Consider the following 19,727-nt stretch of genomic DNA (forward strand, 5'->3'; position numbering starts at 1 on the left):
GCGGGCGGACACTCGGGGCGCCCGACCGCGTGATGGTCCTTGCCCTCGCACAAGGACCTCCATAGTTGATCGGTAGCCGGCACGGTCTCAGTTCGGCGGAACGGCGCGGCGCTCGGCCGCCGTCCGCCGGACCGGCTGGTGTTCGATCTCGACCCCGGTCCGGGAACCTCGATCGTGCACTGCTGTCGCGTCGCGGAACGACTGCACGACGCACTGGCCGAAGACGGACTTTCCCCGCTGGCGAAGACATCTGGTTCGAAAGGCATGCAGCTCTACTGCGCCATCACCACAGACGACCCCGCGGCCCCCGTCGGCCTACGCCAAGAAACTCGCCCAGCGCCTGGCCCGCGAGACACCGGACCGGGTGACCGCCGTGATGGCCAAAGCCCAGCGGGCCGGGCGGGTGTTCATCGACCGGTCCCAGAACAACCCCGCCAAGACCACGGTGGCGCCGTACTCGCTGCGCGGCCGCGACCGTCCCACCGACTCGACCCCGGTGAACTGGGACGAGGTCCGCGCCTGCCGCCGCGCGACACAGCTGGTGTTCACCGCGGACGACGTGCGCGACCGCGCCGTCGAATACGGTGACCTGCTCGCCGATCTCGACAGCAAACGGGCGTCTCTGCCTTAGGACTTACCCCGAATGATCTTCGCCCATTCGGGGTAAGTCATCGGCAGGAGGTGTCCACAACCGATGTGGCCGGTAGGTGAAGAAGCGCTACGGAAACTGGACGACCATGGCCTGCCGACCTCGCGGGCGCATCCGGTCGTGGTCGCGACGACGACCGCGGCGCGAGGGGGCCTGCTGTGGTTCGTCGTCGCGGGATTGCTCGCGGTGCGCCGGGGATCTTCCCGCCGGGCCGGGGTATGCGGGCTGGTGGCCGCCGGTGCGGGCATGTTGAGCGGGCATCTGCTCAGCGCGCTGATCCGCCGTCCTCGTCCCGCCACGCGTCGCCTGCCCGCCCGCGAATCCCTGCCGGAACGGCCGACTTCGTCCTCGTTCCCGTCGAAGCACGCGGTGACGGCTGCCGCGTTCACCACCGCGGTCGCCCTTCGCTCGCCGAAGGCAGGCGTGGCCGTCGCTCCGCTCGCGTTCGTGGTCTGCTACGGCCGGGTCAGGACGCATGTTCATTGGCCGACCGACGTTTTCGGTGGGGTCGCCTTGGGTTTCGCGGTGGCGTATCGACTCCGCGGCCGCCACTGAGACGTCAGACCGCCCTCAGCGGCCAGGGGCACCTGAAGACCAGTGCCTGCGAATCGCCGGAAGGAGCGCCGATCTCCGCGACACCACCGGACGTCTGTTGTCCCGGCACACAGGGTACGCCACCATCCGCTACACCCTCGAGGCGTGTACGGCGGCCTGTGCGCAGGCGTGCAGGCGGTGTGAGCGGGCACCAGGTACTCCGCGGTTCGCGAGACAGGACGAACCGCGTCGCGGACGCGGGAAGCCCGGGGCGGTGAACGGGCTGACTCGGCGAAGCCGGGTGTCACCGGTTGCCTTCGGCGGCGCTGATTTCGCTGAGCACGGAGTTCGGGTCGTATTCCATTGCGGCGTCGCCGAGGGACAACACGCCGACCGGGCGGCCGTTGTCGACGACGGGGATGCGTCTCACCGCGTTGCCGGCCATCCGGGAGATGGCGGTGTCGGCGTCCTCGTCGGGGGAGACGGTGACGACCTGTGAGCTGCATACGTCCCGGAGGCGGCAATCGGCGAGGTCGTCCTGGCCGGCGACGGCACGGATGACGATGTCGCGGTCGGTGACGATCCCGGCGAGCCGGTCTCCGTCGAGGACGAGGACGTCGCCGATGTCCTTGTCGCGCATCGCTTGCGCCGCCCGGCGGACCGGTGTGTCGGCGGGCAGGGCGACCGGGTCGGTGGTCATGAGATCGCGGACGAGCCGGCCCATGATGGCTTCCTTCCTGTCCCTTTCCGATTCGAATCAGCGGGGACCATGGCTTCGGGGTACCCGATCCGCTTTCGGATATGCGTGCTTGCCGTCGTCACCGGTGGGTCGGGCGTCGCCGCGCCGACAGCGCGAGCGCGATTCCGGCGACCAGCACGGTCACGCCGGCGATCACGTTGCTCAGCCAGGTCGCCGTGTTCAGTTCCGGCATACCCGGATAGTCGAGCGGCACCAGGCCACGGCCCCGGGAAATCACCCATGGCGAGGCGATCACCCAGACGCCGAGGACCGGAATCACCCAGGCCACGGTGCGCAGGCCGACGGAGCGGGCGCATCCGGCGGCGAAGAGCGCCAGCACGATACCGCTGATCATGTTGGTCGCGGCCATGCCGAAGGTGCCGGTGAACTCGATCACCCAGGGTGACAAGATCAAGTACACATCCGCCAGCAGGACAAGCCCGATCGAGACCTCGGAGGAGCCGGTGGATCCGACGGCCCCTTCCTGTGTCCGTGCGGGGTCCTGCGCGGTCTGGCGTGTGGTGGTCCGGATCGTCATGCTCGTTCACCTCCGCGTCGGTTCTCCGAACTTGTCGGCTACCCGGCACCTCGGCGGACAAACCGCCGATCGGGGTGACGGCCGTGTTTCCCGCTCGTCCTGGCCGGGTACGCGTCACGTTCGAAGTGCGACCAGGAAGAGGCGACGATGCCGCTGTACGAACATCGAGGGCGTCGCCCGGAGGCCCATCAGAGCGCCTACGTGGCGCCGACCGCAGTGCTGTGCGGGAATGTGCGGGTCGGGGCGGACGCGAGAGTGCTCTTCGGGGCCGTGCTCACGGCGGAGGACGGTGAGGTCCGCGTCGGCAGGCGCTGGGTGGTGAGGGAGAACGCCCTCGTGCGGGGACGGGCCGCGTATCCGGCGCGGATCGGCGACGACGGTTGTTTCCCGGCCACCGGTTGCGCGGTTTTCCCCGGGGCGCGCTTGGGCGGGCACGTCGAAGTGCGCGACAACGCCGTGGTGCACGCGAACACGGTGCTCGCCGCCGACACGGTCGTGCCCATCGGATGGGTGGCAGTGGGCGATCCGGCACGGGATCCTGCCTCCGGAGCGCCACGACGACATCTGGGCGGTGCAACGACACCTCGACTTCCCCTCGACGGTGTGCGACGACCGGACTCTGATCCCGCGGAGTCCGCGATCTCTTCCAGAGGAGGAAAAATGCGTATCGGTGTGGTGGCGATGGCCGTGGTCTTGGCCGTGGCCACCGGATGTGCGCCTTCGGACCGGCCCTCTCCGGTGCCGCCCGGCGGAGTGTCGGCAACACCCACAGCGCCTGCGCCTTCGGGAACGGAAGTGACCGTACGAGGCACCGTGCGAAACGGCGTGGAACCCGGGTGCCTGGTACTCGCCGCACCTGACCGCGAGTATCTCCTGGTGCGTCCGGTGCCCGAGCTGAAGCCGGGCGTGGAGGCCGTCGTGCGGGGCTCGCTCCGGCCCGGAACGCCGACAACGTGTATGCAAGGCACTCCGCTCACCGTCCGCACGGCGGAGGTCGCCGGTACCGGGTCATGACGACCCCGTTCGACCGGCGGAGCCTCGCGCTCGGGACGGCCGTTGGGGTGCTGCTCCGATGATCGCCCGGGACGAGGGCCTGGACGGAGTACGGATCGGGTCAGGGCAGGGATTCCAGCTGGTCCAGCAGTCCTCGCCAGTCGAGACGGATGAACTGGATGACCCAGGTGTAGCACTCGCTCGACCCGGTTCCCGTGCCCTCGAACACGGAGTCGTCGACACGGGTGATCGCCACCTCGGTGTCAGAATCCACGGAACACACCGTCGGCGCTCACCGAACCCGTGAAGTCCTCCCAGTCCATGTTTCCCAGGTTGATGTTGTTCTCCACGCTCGGCAGCTCGGCGGACACCACCCGGAACGGCTGATGATCAACGCCCCGGAGCGGAAGAACCCAGACGGCAAGGATGGGATGTTCGGCGTTCGTGAGGGTCGTCTTGTCCGCGAGGAACGAAACGATCGTTCCAGCCGTCTGCTTTGCCTTCAACGCTTCGGCGCTCAAACCCGCGAAAGCTGGATCGTTCACCACTGCGACACTCGCCTGGAATTCCTCATCGCTGGGTGTCCGTACCTCGTGGACCAGAGAATCCCAGGCACGGTCGTCACCGAACCAAGTGCGGACCAAGACTGAGCCGACCGGTAACTCCGCCATGCACGTACCCTAGCGGCGGCAGGCTCGAACGCGGACGGCTTCGACGAATCGCCGCGACGTAATCCGCTCGCGCCTTCTGCACGGCCGTCATCCGGCGCTCCGTCCAGTGAGCGAAGCCGTTCACCTGGTCCGCGGCTTCCTTGCCGAGTTCGGTGACGGAGTAGTCCGCCCTGGGCGGGATCACCGGCTTGGCGTCGCGGTGAACCAGTCCGTCACGTTCCAGCGTTTGGAGTGTCTGGGCGAGCATCTTCTCGCTGACCTTGCCGATCTGCCATCGCAGCTCGTTGAAGCGGTACGGGCGATCCAGCAGTGCGATCAGGACGAGTGTGCCCCAGCGGCTGGTGACGTGTTCGAGCACCAGACGCGTGGTCACGCTGTCATCCGGAACGTATGGGCATGACTCACGACGGTCCGGTGGTCCGGCCATCGTTCTGGAGGCTTTCGAGTTCCTTCAGGGAAAGCGTCAACCGGCGCAGGACGCCGCGCGTCTCCTGGAGCGTGTGCTCGTCGAGGTCGGCAGTCGAGGTGACCCGCTGACGTGAGCGTTCGCTGACTTCCCAGAGTTTCTCGAGCAGGGCGTGACCTGCCGGCGTGACGCCGACCTTGGGCGACCGGGGGTTACCCGGGTTCGGATGCCGAGTCAGGTGTCCCGACTCGACGAGGTCGTCGACAACGCGCTGCACACCCTGGCGTACCTGTCCGAGCCGACGCGCGATTTCCGGCACGGCGGACGGTGTCTCCGACACCACGCTCAGGACGTGCCAGCGCGCGACGGTGGTTCCTTCGCCGGCGGCCTCACGCTCACCGATCCTGCGGCTCAGCCCGGCCAGTTCGTACACGTCGGCGATCAGCAGCCGGTACGCCTCCACTGCTCCGCTCACCGTCACGTCACCTTGTCTTTCGCGTTGACAGCATGTTGTCGCCGATGGCAGTATACTGTCGTGGGGAGGTGAACAGGTCGGGTACCTGCCGATTTCAGAGCTCTTGCTCCGTGAAGCGACAGGTCGAGCCGTGACTATGCCGTTTCGCACCGAGTCTCTGGATCAGTGCAACCACGGGGATTTGCTCAGGGTGGCCCGCACGGCGACGCGCCGGGCTGCGGCTATGCCGGCGAACGGGGTCGCCACGGCGATGCTCGTCGAGGAACTGGGGCTTCTGGGGCACACGCTCGGCGCCATCGACGGAATGCTCGAAGTCCTTGTCCGGGAACTGGAGCGACGAGCCGGGGCGGACGCGCTCGAAGTGGCCGACGGTCCCTTTGCGGGAGAGCCCGCACAAGCCCTGGCCACGATGCAGCTTTGGGTCGAGCAGGCGCGAGCCGCCTCGGTGGCGGGAAGGCAAGCGATCGAAAACGCGCATATAGCTGCCGCGGGCCTGGCTTCGGCCCGCTGACGCGGGCATGCGGCGTTCGACGGCGCCGGCCCGTGCTGCTCTCCGGTGAGATCGACAAAGCTTGTCCGTTCTTGAAAATCTACGTATTGGATGGCGGAATGGGTGCGGTGAACGATCTGATCGACGTGCGCGTCGACGATGCCACGAGCGAGATTCAGGAGCTGATAGCGGGCCTTTCGGAAGCTCCGCGCGTGATCCCCACCGTGTACGGGTATGACGAGCGAGGCTCCGACCTGTACGCGCGGATCTGTGATCTGGAAACCTACTACCCGTATCGCACCGAGTGGGAGTTGCTGGCGGGCAACATCGACTCGATCTGCGGTCTCGTGAAACGAGACGAGATAGTCGAACTGGGTTGTGGTACCGCCACGAAATCCGAATTGCTGCTGCGCCGAATGTCTTCCATGCCGTCCGAGTCGCTGAGGTACGTGCCGATCGACGTTTCGGAAGAAATGTTGATGAGGACGTCCGCCCGGCTCGCCGGTTCCATCGACGGCCTCGAGGTCTGGCCGGTGGCCGGCGACTACCACAGTGGCTTGAAGGTCGTGGAGCAGCGGCCTGAAGCATCTCGGTTGTTCATGTTCATGGGCAGTTCGCTGGGCAATATGAGTGAACAGAAGCGGCACGAACTGCTGACCGGAATAAGGTCGGCAGGCAGCCGCGGCGACGTCCTGATGGTCGGCGTCGATTTCGACAAGTCGCGTCCGGCTCTCGAAACCGCGTACAACGACCCTCCCGGTCACGACCTGTGGCACCACTTCCTGACCAACAGGCTGGCCTGCTTGAACCGGCTTTTCGGTGGCGACTTCGACCCGTCCGTCTTCCAGAGCAGGCTGAACTACAACACGGACGCCTGCCGTATGGAAGCGCAGATATGGCCGAAGGTGGACGTCACGTTCACTCTTTCCGAGTTGAATCTGCGCGGTGTGATCAAGGCGGACGAGCGTGTCACCGTCGACACTTCGCACAAGTTCAAGGAGGACGAACTCGACGAACTGCTGGATGCGGTGGGAATGCGTATCATGGAATCCTACGAGGAACCGTCCGTGAAATACGCCCTCTTGCTGGTGGAGATGACCTGACGTCGCGCGCGCGAGCGGGCGATGCGGATCGAGAGAGTACGAGGATCCCACGATGATCACCGGCAGAACGACCCGGCGTCCGGGCGGCGATCGGAGGGCGGCAGTGCCTTCCGATCGGACCGTGCTTCTGCTGCTCGCGCTCTACGTGTGCTGGGGTTCGGCGATCCCGGCGATGAAGCTGATGGTCGACACGATCCCGCCGGTCGGCGGAGCGGCGCTGGTCTTCCTGCTGGCCGGGATCGTGCTCGCCGGTGTGGCACGCAAGCGTCCGCGGCCCACGCGCCGGCAAGTGCGGACGCTGACAATCGCCGGGGTGCTGTTGCTGGTGGGCGGGCAGGGGCTCGCCACCGTGGCGCTGACCGCGGTGACCGCCAGCCTCGGTGCGATCCTCGCCGCGGCGATCCCGCTGTGGGTGGTGCTTCTCAGCGGTTTGACCGGGGTCCGGTCGACAATCGCGTCCTGGATCCGCCTCGTGGCAGGCTTCGGTGGGATCGTGATCGTCGTGCTGACGGCACCGGGCAGTGCCATCGGCGGCGCTCCCTGGGCGGTGGCGGCGTTCTGTGTCGCACCGATCCTGTGGGCGGCGGGAAGTCTTCTGACGGCCAATGTCGAGCGTCCGCTCGATCGAGTCGTCGCGAGTGCGGTTCAATTGCTGGCCGGTGGGACGGTGTTGTTGCTGGTCGCGCTGGCACTCGGTCAGCTCGATCCGGGTCGCTGGGCGGATATCAGCTGGACGTCGGCGGGTGCGGCGGTCTTCCTCCTCGTTTTCGATTCGCTTGTCGGCTTCATGCTTTACACGCGCCTGCTGGAGAGCGCACCGGCGCCGCTGGTGAGTACCTATGCCTACATCACGCCGCTTGTCGGCGCCGCGATCGGTGCGACCGTGCTTGACGAACCGCTGTGGATCGGCGCTTTCGTCGGCGGCTCTTTGGTGCTGGGCGCGGTCGCGCTCGAGTTGCGCGGAAGATGAGTTCAGAGCTGTCGCTCTGATGTTCTCGCCGTTACGGCAAAGGCTTTGGCTCGGGCATCTTTCTGTCGCTTGCTCTTAATGTGGCGAGTGGCTCGTCATGGTGGAATCCCGTCATCGACATTGCGCGCGAGCGGCTGAAATAAATCCGATCGCCGAGTGTGTTCGTCGCTGGCTCCCGCTTTGCCGTGTTCACCTTTTTGCCAATGCGCCGAGGGTGTGATTATGACTCATTGCGATCATGGCTTCCTCCGGAATGGCAAGCCTGCGTTGAGCGCAATAGAATCAATGGTGATCGGACGTCGTGACTGCGAAATCATCATATTGATCTTGTTCGTTCGGCTCAAGGTGTGATGGCGTCAGAATTTCACGAAATAGCACCGTTGTCTGCTACACTCGCAGGCAATGGATCTTCTGGGGGTTCCGGATGACACGGGAATGGAAGGCGTGATTCGTTCATGCCTTCACTGTGGAGCGAGTGCCTGTCATGCGCCGATGAACCCTCTTCAGTCGGCCGAAACAGCATAGTCGACTGAATTGCCACAGTCGCACCGGTGAACGCTGTCGTCATTTCTTCGTACCGTGAGCGGGGAGGTCGCGTGAAGTCGAACCAGGACGTCTCGGTCAAGCGGGAATCATTGGATCCAGTGGGTCTGGCGAATTCCGCGCGGCGTGTCTCCGGTGATGACGAAGCCGAACTCCCGCATTCGACGGCGCTGGAACAGCTCGTGCGTTCGCTCGATGAAGAAGGACGACTGAGTCCCGCGGGACACAGTAGAGCGAGGAAGTCACTTGTGCGCTCGCTCGTCGAACGTATCGAGACGGCTCGCCGGGTCGCGGAGAAACCGGAGCTGGAACGGAGACGGATCCGGCCGGTCGTCATCACCGGGCTCCTGCGTACGGGAACCACCTTCCTGCAGCACTTGCTCGCGCAACACCCTCTGCTTCGTGCGCCGGCACTGTGGGAAATGATGGCGCCCGCCCGGCGCGATCCGCCGGATGACCTGATCGCGCAGTGCGAGGCCTACGTCGCGGAGTACCACCGGCTGGCGCCGGAGTTCGAGCGCATCCATCCGTTGCGTGCCGGGCTGCCCGAAGAGTGTCATCGGTTGACGGCCAACACTTTCCACGACCCGATTTTCGCGCTGAGATACCACGTTCCCCGGTACTCGGAATGGCTGGACGGCCGGTCGATGGTCCCGGTGTACCGGTATCACCGCACCCAGCTGTCGGTCCTGCTGGACCGCGTGCCCGGCGACCGGATTCTCCTGAAAGGGCCGTCTCACCTGTGGTATCTGGACGACCTCGCCAAGGTGTACCCGGACGCGCTGGTCATCCGCCTGCACCGGTCCCCGGCGGTGGCGGTGGCGAGTGTCTGCAGCCTGACGTCCGCCGTGCGTGGGGCCAGCTCCGCGGACGTGGACGACCGTGAGATCGGGGACTACTGGCTGAACCGGGTCGCGCCCGTCCTGGACGGTCTTCGCCGGGAGGACGGGCCGTTCCGGCAGCCGTTGCTGGATGTGCGCTACGCGGATCTGATCGGCGATCCCATGAAGGTCGTCACCCGTATCTGCGAGGCCGCGGATCTTCCGCTCACCAAGGACGTGCGTGCGCGCATGGACCGCTATCTGGCCGCGAACCGCACTTCCGGCGGGCACTCCTACCGCGCGGAACGGTTCGGGCTGTCGGCCGGTGCCTTGGCCGGACGATTCTCTGGCTACATCGAGGAATTCGCCGTCCCGAAGGAAGCCTGACAGAAGGGGAGCAACAGGGTGCCGGAGCCTACTCACCTGGAACGTGCACAAGCGCTCGTGCGTGATGTGAACAAGGACGCGGGTACGGATCCGCTGCGGATCGGCATCATCACACCACTGAGCGAGCCGGGAGACGCGACGGCCGGGGAACTGGTCACTCGCGGCGCCTGTCTCGGGGTGGAGTACGTGCGCGAGCACGGTGGCGCGCGTGACAACCGGCAGATCGAACTGGTCCTCTACGACGACCAGGCGACCGCCCGGACGGAAGGCATGTTCCGTTCCGCGGCAGGCCAGATGGCCAAGCTCGCACTGGTGGACGAGGTCGTGGCCGCGATGGGGCAGTGGCACCTGCGGACCACGCCCTGGGTGGTCGACATCGCCACGAAGTACGACGTGCCGATCTTCGTCGAGAACGGATACAGCGAGATCACGGCGCAGAAGCGGCGCAACGTCTTCCGGTCCTACTTCAGTGTGGAGGACCGGGTGCCGCTGATGCTGGACTTCGCGGCGGAGCTGGGCATCCGCAAAGTGGGGATGGTGTGCGCGGACACCGCGTTCGGTCTGCACACGGGTAACAGTCTGGAAAGCTATGGCAGCACCGAACACGACATGGAGTTCTGCCGGTTCGACTTCGAACAGGACGGCACGACGGACTTCCCCGCCCTGCTCGGTAGAATCCGGGACTACGGACCGGACCTGCTGATCAATGGCGGTGTCATCCGGACCAACTACCAGATCTTCGGCGCAGCGGCGGAAGCAGGCCTTCTGCCCGGTACGCCGTTGATGGTCCCTTTCAGTTATCCCTTGCGGTCCAAAGACTTCTGGCGCTCCACAGGGGACAGTGGGGTCGGCACGATGTGGCCCGCGATGCAGTACCGCCCGTCGTGGCCGGGGATGACCGACATCGGACGTTGGTTCACCGAACGGTACCGGGAGCGGTACGGGGACTTCCCGCCCGACACCGCGTTGACCCATTTCACCGACGTCACCATCATCGCGGCCGCGAGTCGTGCGGCACGGTCCGCCGAGCGGGAAGACCTCATCGACGCGCTGGAGGCGATGGAGTTCCCGACTTGGCGAGGGCCGATCCGCTACGAGCGCGGGCCCGCCCATTGGCACCACTGCTGTCCGGAACTGGTGTTGCTGCAGTATCAGAAGCGCGACCAGGGGTTCGACGAGTCGGCGATCATCTATCCACCGGACAAGGTGACGGCGGAGTACCTGCCGCCTGCCGCCATGGAAACCGTCTGATGCCCGCTGTCACGACCGTCGCCGACACCATGCTGCGCAGCCTCCGCGCCCACGACGTGGACCGTGTCTTCTGCGTGGCCGGGGAGAGCTACCTCCCGTTGCTGGACGCGCTGTACGACTGTGCCGAGATCGACGTGGTGGGCTGCCGTCACGAGGGCTCGGCCGGGTTCGCGGCGCTGGCGGACGCCAAGCTCACCCGCCGCGCCGGGGTGTGCCTGGTCAGTCGCGCCCCGGGCGCCGCCAACGCGGCGATCGCGGTACATGCCGCCGCCGAGGACGCCACCCCGCTCGTGCTCTTCGTCGGGGACGTTCCCCTGCCGGATCTCGATCGCGAGACGTTCCAGTCCGGTCGTCCTCTCGGCGACCGCGCGAAAGCTGTGTGGACTCTGCACGATCCCTCGTCGACCGGGGAGACCGTGCGGCGGGCGTTCCGGGTCGCGGAATCGGGGACGCCGGGGCCGGTCGTGGTATTCGTACCGGAGGACGTGTTCGACAGGGACGGTGCGGACGGCCCCGCGACACGGGGCGTGCTCGGCCGTGTGGTGGCCGACGGTCGTGAGCTCGACACGGTACGCGGCATGCTCGGCTCGGCTCGGCGTCCGCTGCTCCTGGCCGGATCCACATTGGACACTCCGCGGGGGCGTACCCTGCTCCGCGAGTTCGCCGAGCGGCACGAGGTCGCGGTGCTCACCAGCAACAAGAACCAGCATCTGCTGGACAACCGGCATGCCTGCTACGCCGGTCATCTGCACAACGCCACCGGACCCGGGCAACTAGCCGAGTTCGACCGCGCCGACCTCGTCCTCGCGATCGGGACCCGGCTCGGCCAGACGACGACCAGGCAGCTGCGGTTCCCCCGCGGCCCCGAGCCCGGCCAGCCACTGGTCCACGTCCATCCGGACGCCGCCCGGATCGGCAGATACCACCAAGTCACCGCCGGGTTCGCGATGGATCCGGTGGACTTCCTCGCGCAGTTCGCCGACACCGACGTCCAGCGCCCGCGCCGCGACGAATGGTGCCTGCGGCTGCACCGGATCGAGGAGGAGAGAGCCCGCTGGAATCCGCCGTCGGACCCGGAGGTGGTCACGGCCGGGGACATCGCCGCGGCGCTCGACGAGCTGACCGGGGGCGCCGTCACGGTCGTCGTCGATTCCGGCACCTTCACCGGCTGGACGTACCGATACCTGCGGTTCGCCGGCAACGGCAGGCTGGTGGGCATCGATTCCAGCGCCATGGGTTTCGGACCCGGCGCAGCACTGGCGGTGGCCGCGCGGGACCCTGCGGTGCCCACCGTCGTGATCATCGGCGACGGCGGGTTCGGCATGAACGGCGCAGAGCTCGCCACCATCTGCGAACGTCGTCTCCCGGTGGTGTTCGTCGTGTCGGACAACGCGTCGCTCGGCACCATCCGGCTGCACCAGCGGCGGCGTTACCCGGACCGGGAGATCGCCACGGACCTGGCCAATCCCGACTTCCGGCTGCTCGCCCAGGCACACGGCGCGCTCGGGCTTTCCGCCGACACTCCCGCCGAGGTACGCACCTGCCTGGCCAAGGCGCTCGAACATCCCGGACCGTCGCTCGTCGCGGTGCGCACCAGTCGCGAGTACCTCACCCCGGCGGCCGTTCCGCGATGACCCGTTCCCCGAGCCGACGTCAACCCGCACCCTCGGAGAAGGCAGCCATGCGATTCCACGACTCGATGCTCGACCTGATCGGATCGACGCCCCTGGTACGGCTGAGAACGGTCGCCGCCCGTTCCGGCGCGCTGGTGCTGGCCAAACTGGAGCAGTTCAATCCCGGGGGCTCGGCCAAGGACCGGATCGCGGTCGGCATGATCACGGCGGCCGAACGAGACGGCCTGCTGCGTCCCGGTGGGACCATCGTCGAGCCCACGTCCGGCAACACCGGGATCGGGCTGGCCATGGTCGCCGCGCAGCGGGGCTACCGGTGCGTGTTCACCTGCCCGGACAAGGTCTCGCACAACAAGATCGCCGCGCTGCGGGCTTACGGGGCCGAGGTGGTGGTCTGCCCGGCGACCGTGTCCATGACCGACCCCCGGTTCTACCGGAACGTGGCCGCCCGGCTGGCCGCGGAGACCCCCGGCGCCTACTGCGTCGATCAGTACAACAACCCCGCCAACCCCGAGGCCCACTACACCGTGACCGGACCGGAGATCTGGGAGCAGACGACGGGGCGGGTCACGCATTTCGTGGCCGGGCTCGGAACCGGCGGCACGGTCACCGGGACCGGCCGCTATCTGCACGAGGTGTCCGGTGGCACGGTCCGTGTCGTCGGCGTCGACCCGGACGGTTCGGTGTACAACGGCGACGAGTTGCGCCCGTACTACCTGGAAGGCGTCGGCCAGCCGAGTCTCCCGGCGGCCTTCGACCCGGACGTCCCGGACGAGATCGTCACCGTCGGCGACGCGGAGGCCATCGCGCTGACCCGGCGCCTCGCCAGGGAGGAGGGGATCCTCACCGGCGGCTCGGGCGGAATGGCCGTCGCCGCGGCGTTACGGGTCGCCGAGCGTTCGGGTCCCGACGCGGTCATCGTCGTCCTGATCCCCGATTCGGGCCGTGGGTACCTGAACACGATCTTCGACGAGGACTGGCTGGCCGTGCACGGGTTCACCGCCCCCGCCGAGGGGGTGCCGGTGGCCGCCGCGGTCCTCGGGCCCGGCCTGCCCGTGATAGCCCCGGAGGAGAGCCTCGCGTCCGCTTGGCAACGCATGCGGGACACCCGCATCGGTTATCTGGCGGTCAGTTCCGCCGCCGCGCCGGTGCGGCTCCCGGAGATCGCGGGATTCGTCGCCGAACACGACATCGCGGTGCGCATCGCGTCCGGGCGCGCCCGATGGGACGCCCCGGTCGCCGACCACGTCGTCGTCACCTCCCTGCCCCGGGTCGGCTGGGGGCAGGAACTCGACACCACGGCGGCCTTCATCGCCGAACACGGCGCGTGCGTGGTGCTGAGGGACGGTGTCCCGGCGGCGATCCTCACCGCCGCCGACGTCGCGAGCGCGCTCGCGCCGGATCACCCGCGGACAGGGAGCGCACTGTGACGAAGAACGTGATCGAGTTCGTGGACCCCGTCCACGGCACCAAGGGCTACCTCGCATACCGCGGGGCCCGGCGGAGACTCGCGGCGGGCGGATGCCGGGTGCGGGCCGGGATCGACGCGCGGACGCTGAGCACGCTCGCCGAACGGATGGCAGTCAAGCAACGAGTGCTCGGCCTCAACGTCGCCGGAGCCAAATGCGGGCTCGACCTCGACCCGTCCTCGCCGGACAAGGACGCGATACTCAGGCGGTTCTTCGCGTTCCTCCGTGACGAGCTGGCCACTCGCTACAGCATGGGGCCGGATATGGGGACCGGGTGGGTGGAGCTCAACCGGCACGCGGCGGCGGTCGGCCTGTCGTCGATCAAGTACGCGATCAAGACCGCCCAGCGGCTCGATGCCGACCAGTTCGCGCATCGGATGGCGGTGCTCGAAGCGCCTGTCGACGGGCTCCCTGTTTCCGCGCGCCGGGCGGGACACGCCCTGGCCTACGCCGGTATCGGCGCGGCCAAGGCGGCCCGGTGCACCGGGCCGCTCACCGTGGCGTTGCAGGGCTTCGGGAATCTCGCCCGCGGCGCCGCCTGTGCCCTGTACGAGTACGGCGCCCGCGTGGTGGCGATCGGCGACGAACACGGCACCGTCGCCACGCCCGCCGGTCTCGACGTTCCCGCCATGCTCGGCCGTCCCGCCGGAACCCCCGTTCCCGCGATGCCGTCCGGCGGCCGCCCTGCCGAGTTGTTCACCGTTCCCGCCGACCTGCTCATCCTCGCCGGCCCGGCGGACGCCATGAGCCACGCGCAGGCCGCGCGTGTCGCCGTCCCGGCGGTGACGGTCGGCGCGAACTGCGGGCTCACCGAACGCGTCGAGCGGAACCTGGAGCGGCGGGGCGTGGTGGTCATCCCGGACTTCATCGGCGGAATCGGCGGGTCCGCGTCGATGGAAGCACTGTTCGGTCCGCGCGAGTGTCCGGCTCCGAGACAGGTACTCGACGCGCTCGCCCGTCTGATGAGCGATCTCCTCGCCGACATAACCGAGGAATCGCGCCGCGGGAAGGTCGGTTCCCGCGAAGCCGCGTTGCGGCTGGCCGCAACAGGCACCGCCGACCCGGACGCGCTGCCGTACGGCGGCTGTCCTTATCTGCGGGACTTCGTGCCCACCGCTCGCTGAACCGGAGGTTTGCCATGTCAGAAGACTGTCGTCACGAACGCGGTCACATCACGGACTCGCAGTTCTACGGTGACCGATACGCCACCGCGGCCAGCAGGGGGATCTTCTGCGATGTCTGCCGCAAACAACGCTGGCTCGACATCGAGGCGGCGCTGGCGTTGAGCCAGGCAGAGCTCGGGGTGATTCCGGCGGACGTCGCCGAGCGGATCGCCGCCGTCGCCGACCTCGATCACATCGACCTCGACCAGGTCCGGGTCGAGACCGCACGCTCCGGGCACTCGCTCATCGGCCTGCTCCGTGCGCTGGAGACCGCATGCGGGGACACCGCGGGACAGTTCATCCATTACGGCGCTACGACCCAGGACATCCAGGACACCGGTCAGTCGTTGGAAGTCCGCGACGTACTCGACACCCTGGCGCCCGCGCTCGACCGGATCATCCGCAGCCTGACCCACACGGCCGAACTGCACGCCAGGACGATCGGGCTCGCCCGCACGCACGCGCAGCCCGCCCTGCCGATGTCCTTCGGGCTCAAGGTGGCGGGCTGGCTCGACGAACTGCTCCGTCAGCGTGACCGGCTCGTCCACCTCCGTGCGCACACCCCGACCGCGCAACTGTTCGGCGGCGCCGGGACGATGGCGAGCTTCGGCGGACACGGCCGGGCGACGCTGGAACGGTTCGCCAAGCGGCTGGGGCTCGTCGTCCCCGAACTCGGGTGGCACGTCGCCCGCGACCGCGTGACCGAATTCGTCAGCACGCTGGCGATGATCACCGGCACGCTGGCCAGGATCGCCGACGAGATCCGCACGTTGTCCCGTCCGGAGTTCGGTGAGGTCGAGGAAGCATGGCGCGACGGCAAGGTGGGCAGCAGCACCATGCCGCACAAGCGCAATCCGGAGCGATGTGAACAGATCGTGGTCCTGGCCAGGCTCGCCGCGGCGCAGTCGGGGCTCGCGCTGACCGCGATGGTGGGCGACCACGAGCGCGACGCGCGCTCGCTGCGACTGGAGTGGGCGTGCGTCCCGGACGTGTCGCACTACTGCCTCGCCGCGGTGGAGATCGCGACCGAGGTCGTCACCGGGCTGATCGTGCACCCCGACAGGCTCGGCGCCAACGTGGAGACGGTGACCGGCCAGGTGATGTCGGAACGGCTCATGTTCGCCCTCGGTGAGCACATCGGCAAACAGCAGGCGCACGAATACGTCTACAAGCTCACCCAGCGGGCCCAGACCGACGGCATCCCTGTCCGGAAACTCGCGGCCGAGGATCCGGCGATCACCGAGCGGTTCACCGACGCCGAACAGGAGCGTCTGTTCGAGCCGGTGAGTTACCTCGGGGAGTCACCCGAGCTGACGATGCGGGTCGTGGAACGCGCGCGGGCCGTCATCTCGTGACGGCCGCGGCGAAGGGCGGCGTCGCGGTCGTCTCCGGCGCTGCGACCGGGATCGGCCGTGCCGTCGCCGCGCGGATCGGCGAGCACCGCGGCATCGGCGAGGTCGTCATCGTCGGGCGTCGCGCGGACAGGCTCGCGGCCGTCGCGGAGCAGCTGGGGCCGCACGTCGTCCCGGTGACGGCCGACCTGAGCGAGCCCGGGGGAGCGCGCGCGGTGCTGGCCGCGGTCGGCGGCCGCGTCGTCGACGTCCTGGTGAACAACGCCGGTGGCAACGTCGATCCACAACGGGTGCAGGAACTGGACGCACTGCCCGAAGCCTGGCACTCGAACCTGCGCGCCAACGTGCTTCCCGCCGTCCTGCTCACCCAGGCACTTCTTCCTTTGCTGCGCAGGCCCGGCGGCAGGATCGTCACGGTGGGGTCGGTCGCGGCGGAGCGGGGGCCGGCCACTTACGGCGGGGCGAAGGCCGCGCTGTACCCGTGGTCGACCGAGCTCGCCGTCCGGCTGGCCCGCGACCAGGTCACCGTCAACGTCGTCGCCCCGGGGTACGTGACGGACACGGAATTCTACGGCGAGCGCATGTCCCAGGAATTCCACGACGGCCGTGCGCGGCAGTCACCGATGAACCGCGGGGCGAGCCCCGGCGAGGTCGCCGCGACGGTCTGCCACCTCGCCGCTCCCGAAGCGGGGTTCATCACCGGACAGATCGTGCACGTCAACGGTGGTGCGCTGCTGCCCCGTACCTGACGGCGTCGGTGAAGTCACCGCGCCGACGCGATCGAGCGAGCACCGGAGGGTCATCCCGTGACGTCCGAAACCCATGAGCTGACTTACCTGCAGTACCTCGAATCCGAGTCCGTGCACATCCTCCGGGAGGTGGTGGCGACACTCGAGCGGCCGGTGCTGTTGTTCTCCGGCGGCAAAGACTCGGTGGTACTGCTGCACCTCGCCGCACGCGCCTTCTGGCCGGGGCCGGTCCCGTTCCCGGTGCTGCACGTGGACACCGGCCACAACTTCGCCGAGGTCCTCGCTTTCCGCGACCGGACGGTCGAACGGTTCGGAGTGCGCCTTCTGGTCGCGCGAGTGCAGGACGACATCGACGCCGGCCGGGCCGTGGAGGAAACCGGGCCGCGAGCGAGCAGGAATCGTTTGCAGACGGTCACGCTGCTTCGCTCGATCACCGAGCACCGCTTCGACGCGGTGTTCGGTGGAGCGCGCAGGGACGAGGAGAAGTCCCGCGCGAAAGAACGGGTGTTCAGCGTCCGGGACCGATACGGACAATGGGATCCGCGTGCGCAGCGCCCGGAACTGTGGCGCCAGTACAACGGGCAGCACGGTCCGGGGGAGCACATCCGGATATTCCCGCTGTCCAACTGGACCGAACTCGACATCTGGCAGTACATCGACCAGCAGCGGATCGCACTGCCCGGCCTGTACTACGCACACCGGCGCAGCGTGCTCGAACGCGACGGGATGTTGATGGCACACAACGAATTCGTGCGTCCCCTACCGGGCGAGGAGCCGTTCGAGGCGTACGTCCGGTTCCGCACCATCGGCGACGCGACCTGCACCGGATGCGTCGAGTCGGTGGCCGCGACCCCCGCGGAAGTCGTCGCCGAAGTGGCGGCCAGCACCGTGACCGAACGCGGTGCCACCCGCGCGGACGACCGGATATCGGCGGCAGGCATGGAGGACCGCAAACGGGAGGGGTATTTCTGATGGCTCCCTTGTTGAGAATCGCCACCGCGGGCAGCGTCGACGACGGGAAGTCCACCTTGATCGGAAGGCTTCTCCTGGACTCGAAGGCGGTCTTGGAGGACCAGCTCGCCGCGATCGGAACGGACACCGGACCGGACCTCGCCGCGCTCACCGACGGCCTGCGCGCGGAACGCGAACAGGGGATCACGATCGACGTCGCCTACCGGTACTTCGTCACGGACAAGCGCAAGTTCATCATCGCGGATACGCCGGGACACGTGCAGTACACCCGCAACATGGTGACCGGTACCTCGACGGCGGACCTGGCGCTGACCCTGGTCGACGCGCGACACGGTGTCCTCGCGCAATCCCGGCGGCACGCGCTGATCGCCGGTCTGCTCGGCGTCGGTCATCTGGTGCTGTGCGTGAACAAGATGGACCTCGTCGATTGGTCCCGGAAACGCTTCGAGGAGGTCCGCGACGAGTTCCTGCGCATGGCCGAGCGGCTCGAAATCCCAGACCTGACCGTCATCCCCGTCTCCGCCCTGCGCGGGGACAACGTCGTCCACCGCGGTACGGAGATGCCGTGGTACGAGGGCGTGCCGCTGCTCCAGCACCTGGAGGAGGTGCACATCGCCTCCGACCGCAACCTGGCCGATGTGCGTCTTCCCGTGCAGTACGTGATCCGGGACGCCGACGGCCGCCGCAGCTACACCGGGACCATGGCCGGGGGAGTCCTGCGTCCCGGTGACGAGATCGTCGTCCAGCCCTCCGGCTTGAGCACCACCGTCGAGAGCCTTCACGGTCCGGGCGGGACCGAGCTGGCCACCGCCTTCCCGCCGCATGCCGTCGCCGTGCGCCTGTCCGACGAACTGGACGTCGGCCGCGGTGATCTGCTGTGCGGGCCGCGCGACCGGCCTGCGACCGGACACGATCTCGACGCACTGGTCTGCTGGCTGACCGACGACGGCGAGCTGACCCCGGGGTCGCGCTACCGGCTGCGGCATACGACCCGCTCGGTCCGTGCCGAGGTGAGGGAGGTGGACTACCGGCTGGACATCGACACGCTGGACCACGACACCACCGCGACCGGCCTCGTGCTCAACGACATCGGCCGGGTCGCCATCCGGACACGGAAGCCGTTGGACTTCGACGCCTACCGGAGCAATCGCGACACGGGCAGCTTCATCCTCGTCGACGAGAGCACCGGCAACACCGTCGCCGCCGGGATGATCCAGGAGGGCGTCGGCAGCACGACGGACATCCGGTGGCATCCCTCGACGGTGAGCCGGGAGGACCGGGCGGGCACCGGGGGAACCGTGTGGCTGACCGGCCTGTCCGCCTCCGGGAAGTCCACCGTCGCCGCCGAGCTGGAACGACGGCTCGTCACCCGGGGCCAGGCCGCCTATCGCCTCGACGGAGACAACCTGCGCCACGGTCTCACCGGGGATCTCGGGTTCGGCGCCGCCGACCGGGCCGAGAACGTGCGCCGGGTCGCCGAGGTCGCACGGCTGTTCGCCGACGCCGGCCTGGTCGCCATCGTCTCCCTGATCAGCCCCTACCAGGCCGACCGGGACCGCGCCCGGCGGCTGCACGAGGCCGACGGGCTGCCCTTCGCCGAAGTCTTCCTGGACACCCCGCTGTGGGTGTGCGAACAGCGTGACCCGAAGGGACTCTATGCCCGTGCACGGGCACGCGAGATCATCGGATTCACCGGGATCGACGCTCCTTACGAGACACCCGCCGACCCGGAGCTCACCCTTTTTCCGCACCGGTCGACGCCCGCCGAGCTGGTGGACCGGATTCTCGCGTTGACCGGTCAGTGGAGCGCCCGTGCGTGAG

The 19,727-nt window shown here is 68.0% G+C and carries 20 protein-coding genes and 1 pseudogene; 14 read left to right on the forward strand and 7 right to left on the reverse strand.

All coding sequences use genetic code 11. The features are described from left to right. Positions 1–117: 117 nt before the first annotated feature. Both ligD and AC069I_RS30625 read left to right on the forward strand, forming a co-directional pair. A pseudogene (ligD, locus tag AC069I_RS30620) lies at positions 118–631 on the forward strand (non-homologous end-joining DNA ligase LigD); the annotation flags it as partial. Positions 632–694: 63 nt separating this feature from the next. Next, on the forward strand, positions 695–1,204 hold the full coding sequence (locus AC069I_RS30625) for a phosphatase PAP2 family protein (RefSeq protein ID WP_478228029.1): 510 nt from the start codon (positions 695–697) through the stop codon (positions 1,202–1,204). Between the two features lie 283 nt (positions 1,205–1,487). On the opposite strand, the gene AC069I_RS30630 is transcribed toward AC069I_RS30625, so the two are convergent. From AC069I_RS30630 to AC069I_RS30660, 7 genes are all read right to left on the reverse strand, one after another. Beyond that, positions 1,488–1,907 carry a CBS domain-containing protein gene (locus tag AC069I_RS30630; RefSeq protein ID WP_478266987.1) on the reverse strand — a complete coding sequence of 140 codons (420 nt, stop codon included), beginning with the start codon at positions 1,905–1,907 and terminating at the stop codon, positions 1,488–1,490. 94 nt (positions 1,908–2,001) lie between these two features. Next, positions 2,002–2,460 carry an SPW repeat protein gene (locus AC069I_RS30635; RefSeq protein WP_478266988.1) on the reverse strand — a complete coding sequence of 153 codons (459 nt, stop codon included), beginning with the start codon at positions 2,458–2,460 and terminating at the stop codon, positions 2,002–2,004. Positions 2,461–2,657: 197 nt separating this feature from the next. After that, positions 2,658–2,963, reverse strand: coding sequence for a hypothetical protein (locus AC069I_RS30640; RefSeq protein WP_478228026.1), 306 nt, complete (start codon positions 2,961–2,963; stop codon positions 2,658–2,660). Positions 2,964–3,574: 611 nt separating this feature from the next. After that, the gene (locus AC069I_RS30645) at positions 3,575–3,727 is read right to left on the reverse strand and encodes a hypothetical protein (RefSeq protein WP_478266989.1); all 153 of its coding nucleotides are present in this window, start codon (positions 3,725–3,727) and stop codon (positions 3,575–3,577) included. Continuing rightward, positions 3,717–4,124: a DUF6924 domain-containing protein gene (locus tag AC069I_RS30650; protein ID WP_478266990.1), complete on the reverse strand. Its 408-nt coding sequence runs from the start codon at positions 4,122–4,124 to the stop codon at positions 3,717–3,719. The genes AC069I_RS30645 and AC069I_RS30650 overlap by 11 nt, the downstream gene beginning before the upstream one ends. Further along, positions 4,075–4,497 (reverse strand): winged helix-turn-helix transcriptional regulator, encoded by a 423-nt coding sequence (locus tag AC069I_RS30655; protein ID WP_478266991.1) that lies wholly within the window; start codon positions 4,495–4,497, stop codon positions 4,075–4,077. Before AC069I_RS30655 ends, AC069I_RS30650 begins: the two co-directional genes overlap by 50 nt. 28 nt (positions 4,498–4,525) lie before the next feature. Then, complete coding sequence (locus AC069I_RS30660) at positions 4,526–5,005, reverse strand: MarR family winged helix-turn-helix transcriptional regulator (protein WP_478266992.1); 480 nt, start codon at positions 5,003–5,005, stop codon at positions 4,526–4,528. A gap of 223 nt (positions 5,006–5,228) precedes the next feature. Between AC069I_RS30660 and AC069I_RS30665 the strand changes: the two genes are divergently transcribed. The 12 genes from AC069I_RS30665 to cysC all read left to right on the forward strand — a co-directional run bounded on the left by AC069I_RS30665 (position 5,229) and on the right by cysC (position 19,726). After that, positions 5,229–5,516, forward strand: a complete 288-nt coding sequence (locus AC069I_RS30665) for a hypothetical protein (protein ID WP_478228021.1) — start codon at positions 5,229–5,231, stop codon at positions 5,514–5,516. A gap of 32 nt (positions 5,517–5,548) precedes the next feature. Further along, positions 5,549–6,598, forward strand: a complete 1,050-nt coding sequence (locus tag AC069I_RS30670; RefSeq protein WP_478228020.1) for an L-histidine N(alpha)-methyltransferase — start codon at positions 5,549–5,551, stop codon at positions 6,596–6,598. A gap of 52 nt (positions 6,599–6,650) precedes the next feature. Further along, positions 6,651–7,568, forward strand: a complete 918-nt coding sequence (locus AC069I_RS30675; RefSeq protein WP_478228019.1) for an EamA family transporter — start codon at positions 6,651–6,653, stop codon at positions 7,566–7,568. A gap of 596 nt (positions 7,569–8,164) precedes the next feature. Further along, positions 8,165–9,319 (forward strand): sulfotransferase family protein, encoded by a 1,155-nt coding sequence (locus AC069I_RS30680; RefSeq protein WP_478228018.1) that lies wholly within the window; start codon positions 8,165–8,167, stop codon positions 9,317–9,319. 57 nt (positions 9,320–9,376) lie between these two features. After that, entirely contained in the window at positions 9,377–10,570 is a 1,194-nt protein-coding gene (locus AC069I_RS30685; RefSeq protein ID WP_478228017.1) for an ABC transporter substrate-binding protein, read from the forward strand. Beyond that, a complete protein-coding gene (locus AC069I_RS30690) occupies positions 10,570–12,204 on the forward strand; it encodes a thiamine pyrophosphate-binding protein (RefSeq protein ID WP_478228016.1) in 1,635 nt (544 codons plus the stop codon). The genes AC069I_RS30685 and AC069I_RS30690 overlap by 1 nt, the downstream gene beginning before the upstream one ends. 47 nt (positions 12,205–12,251) lie before the next feature. Next, positions 12,252–13,631: a pyridoxal-phosphate dependent enzyme gene (locus tag AC069I_RS30695; protein WP_478228015.1), complete on the forward strand. Its 1,380-nt coding sequence runs from the start codon at positions 12,252–12,254 to the stop codon at positions 13,629–13,631. Continuing rightward, positions 13,628–14,794 (forward strand): Glu/Leu/Phe/Val dehydrogenase dimerization domain-containing protein, encoded by a 1,167-nt coding sequence (locus AC069I_RS30700; RefSeq protein WP_478228014.1) that lies wholly within the window; start codon positions 13,628–13,630, stop codon positions 14,792–14,794. The genes AC069I_RS30695 and AC069I_RS30700 overlap by 4 nt, the downstream gene beginning before the upstream one ends. 14 nt (positions 14,795–14,808) lie before the next feature. Continuing rightward, positions 14,809–16,188 (forward strand): class-II fumarase/aspartase family protein, encoded by a 1,380-nt coding sequence (locus tag AC069I_RS30705; RefSeq protein WP_478266993.1) that lies wholly within the window; start codon positions 14,809–14,811, stop codon positions 16,186–16,188. Next, positions 16,185–16,934 (forward strand): SDR family NAD(P)-dependent oxidoreductase, encoded by a 750-nt coding sequence (locus AC069I_RS30710; protein WP_478228012.1) that lies wholly within the window; start codon positions 16,185–16,187, stop codon positions 16,932–16,934. The genes AC069I_RS30705 and AC069I_RS30710 overlap by 4 nt, the downstream gene beginning before the upstream one ends. 30 nt (positions 16,935–16,964) lie before the next feature. Next, positions 16,965–17,906 (forward strand): sulfate adenylyltransferase subunit CysD, encoded by a 942-nt coding sequence (gene cysD, locus AC069I_RS30715; RefSeq protein WP_478267034.1) that lies wholly within the window; start codon positions 16,965–16,967, stop codon positions 17,904–17,906. Then, a complete protein-coding gene (gene cysC / locus AC069I_RS30720; RefSeq protein WP_478266994.1) occupies positions 17,906–19,726 on the forward strand; it encodes an adenylyl-sulfate kinase in 1,821 nt (606 codons plus the stop codon). The genes cysD and cysC overlap by 1 nt, the downstream gene beginning before the upstream one ends. Position 19,727: the final 1 nt, after the last annotated feature.

Source organism: Amycolatopsis sp. NPDC043885 (genome assembly GCF_056435685.1).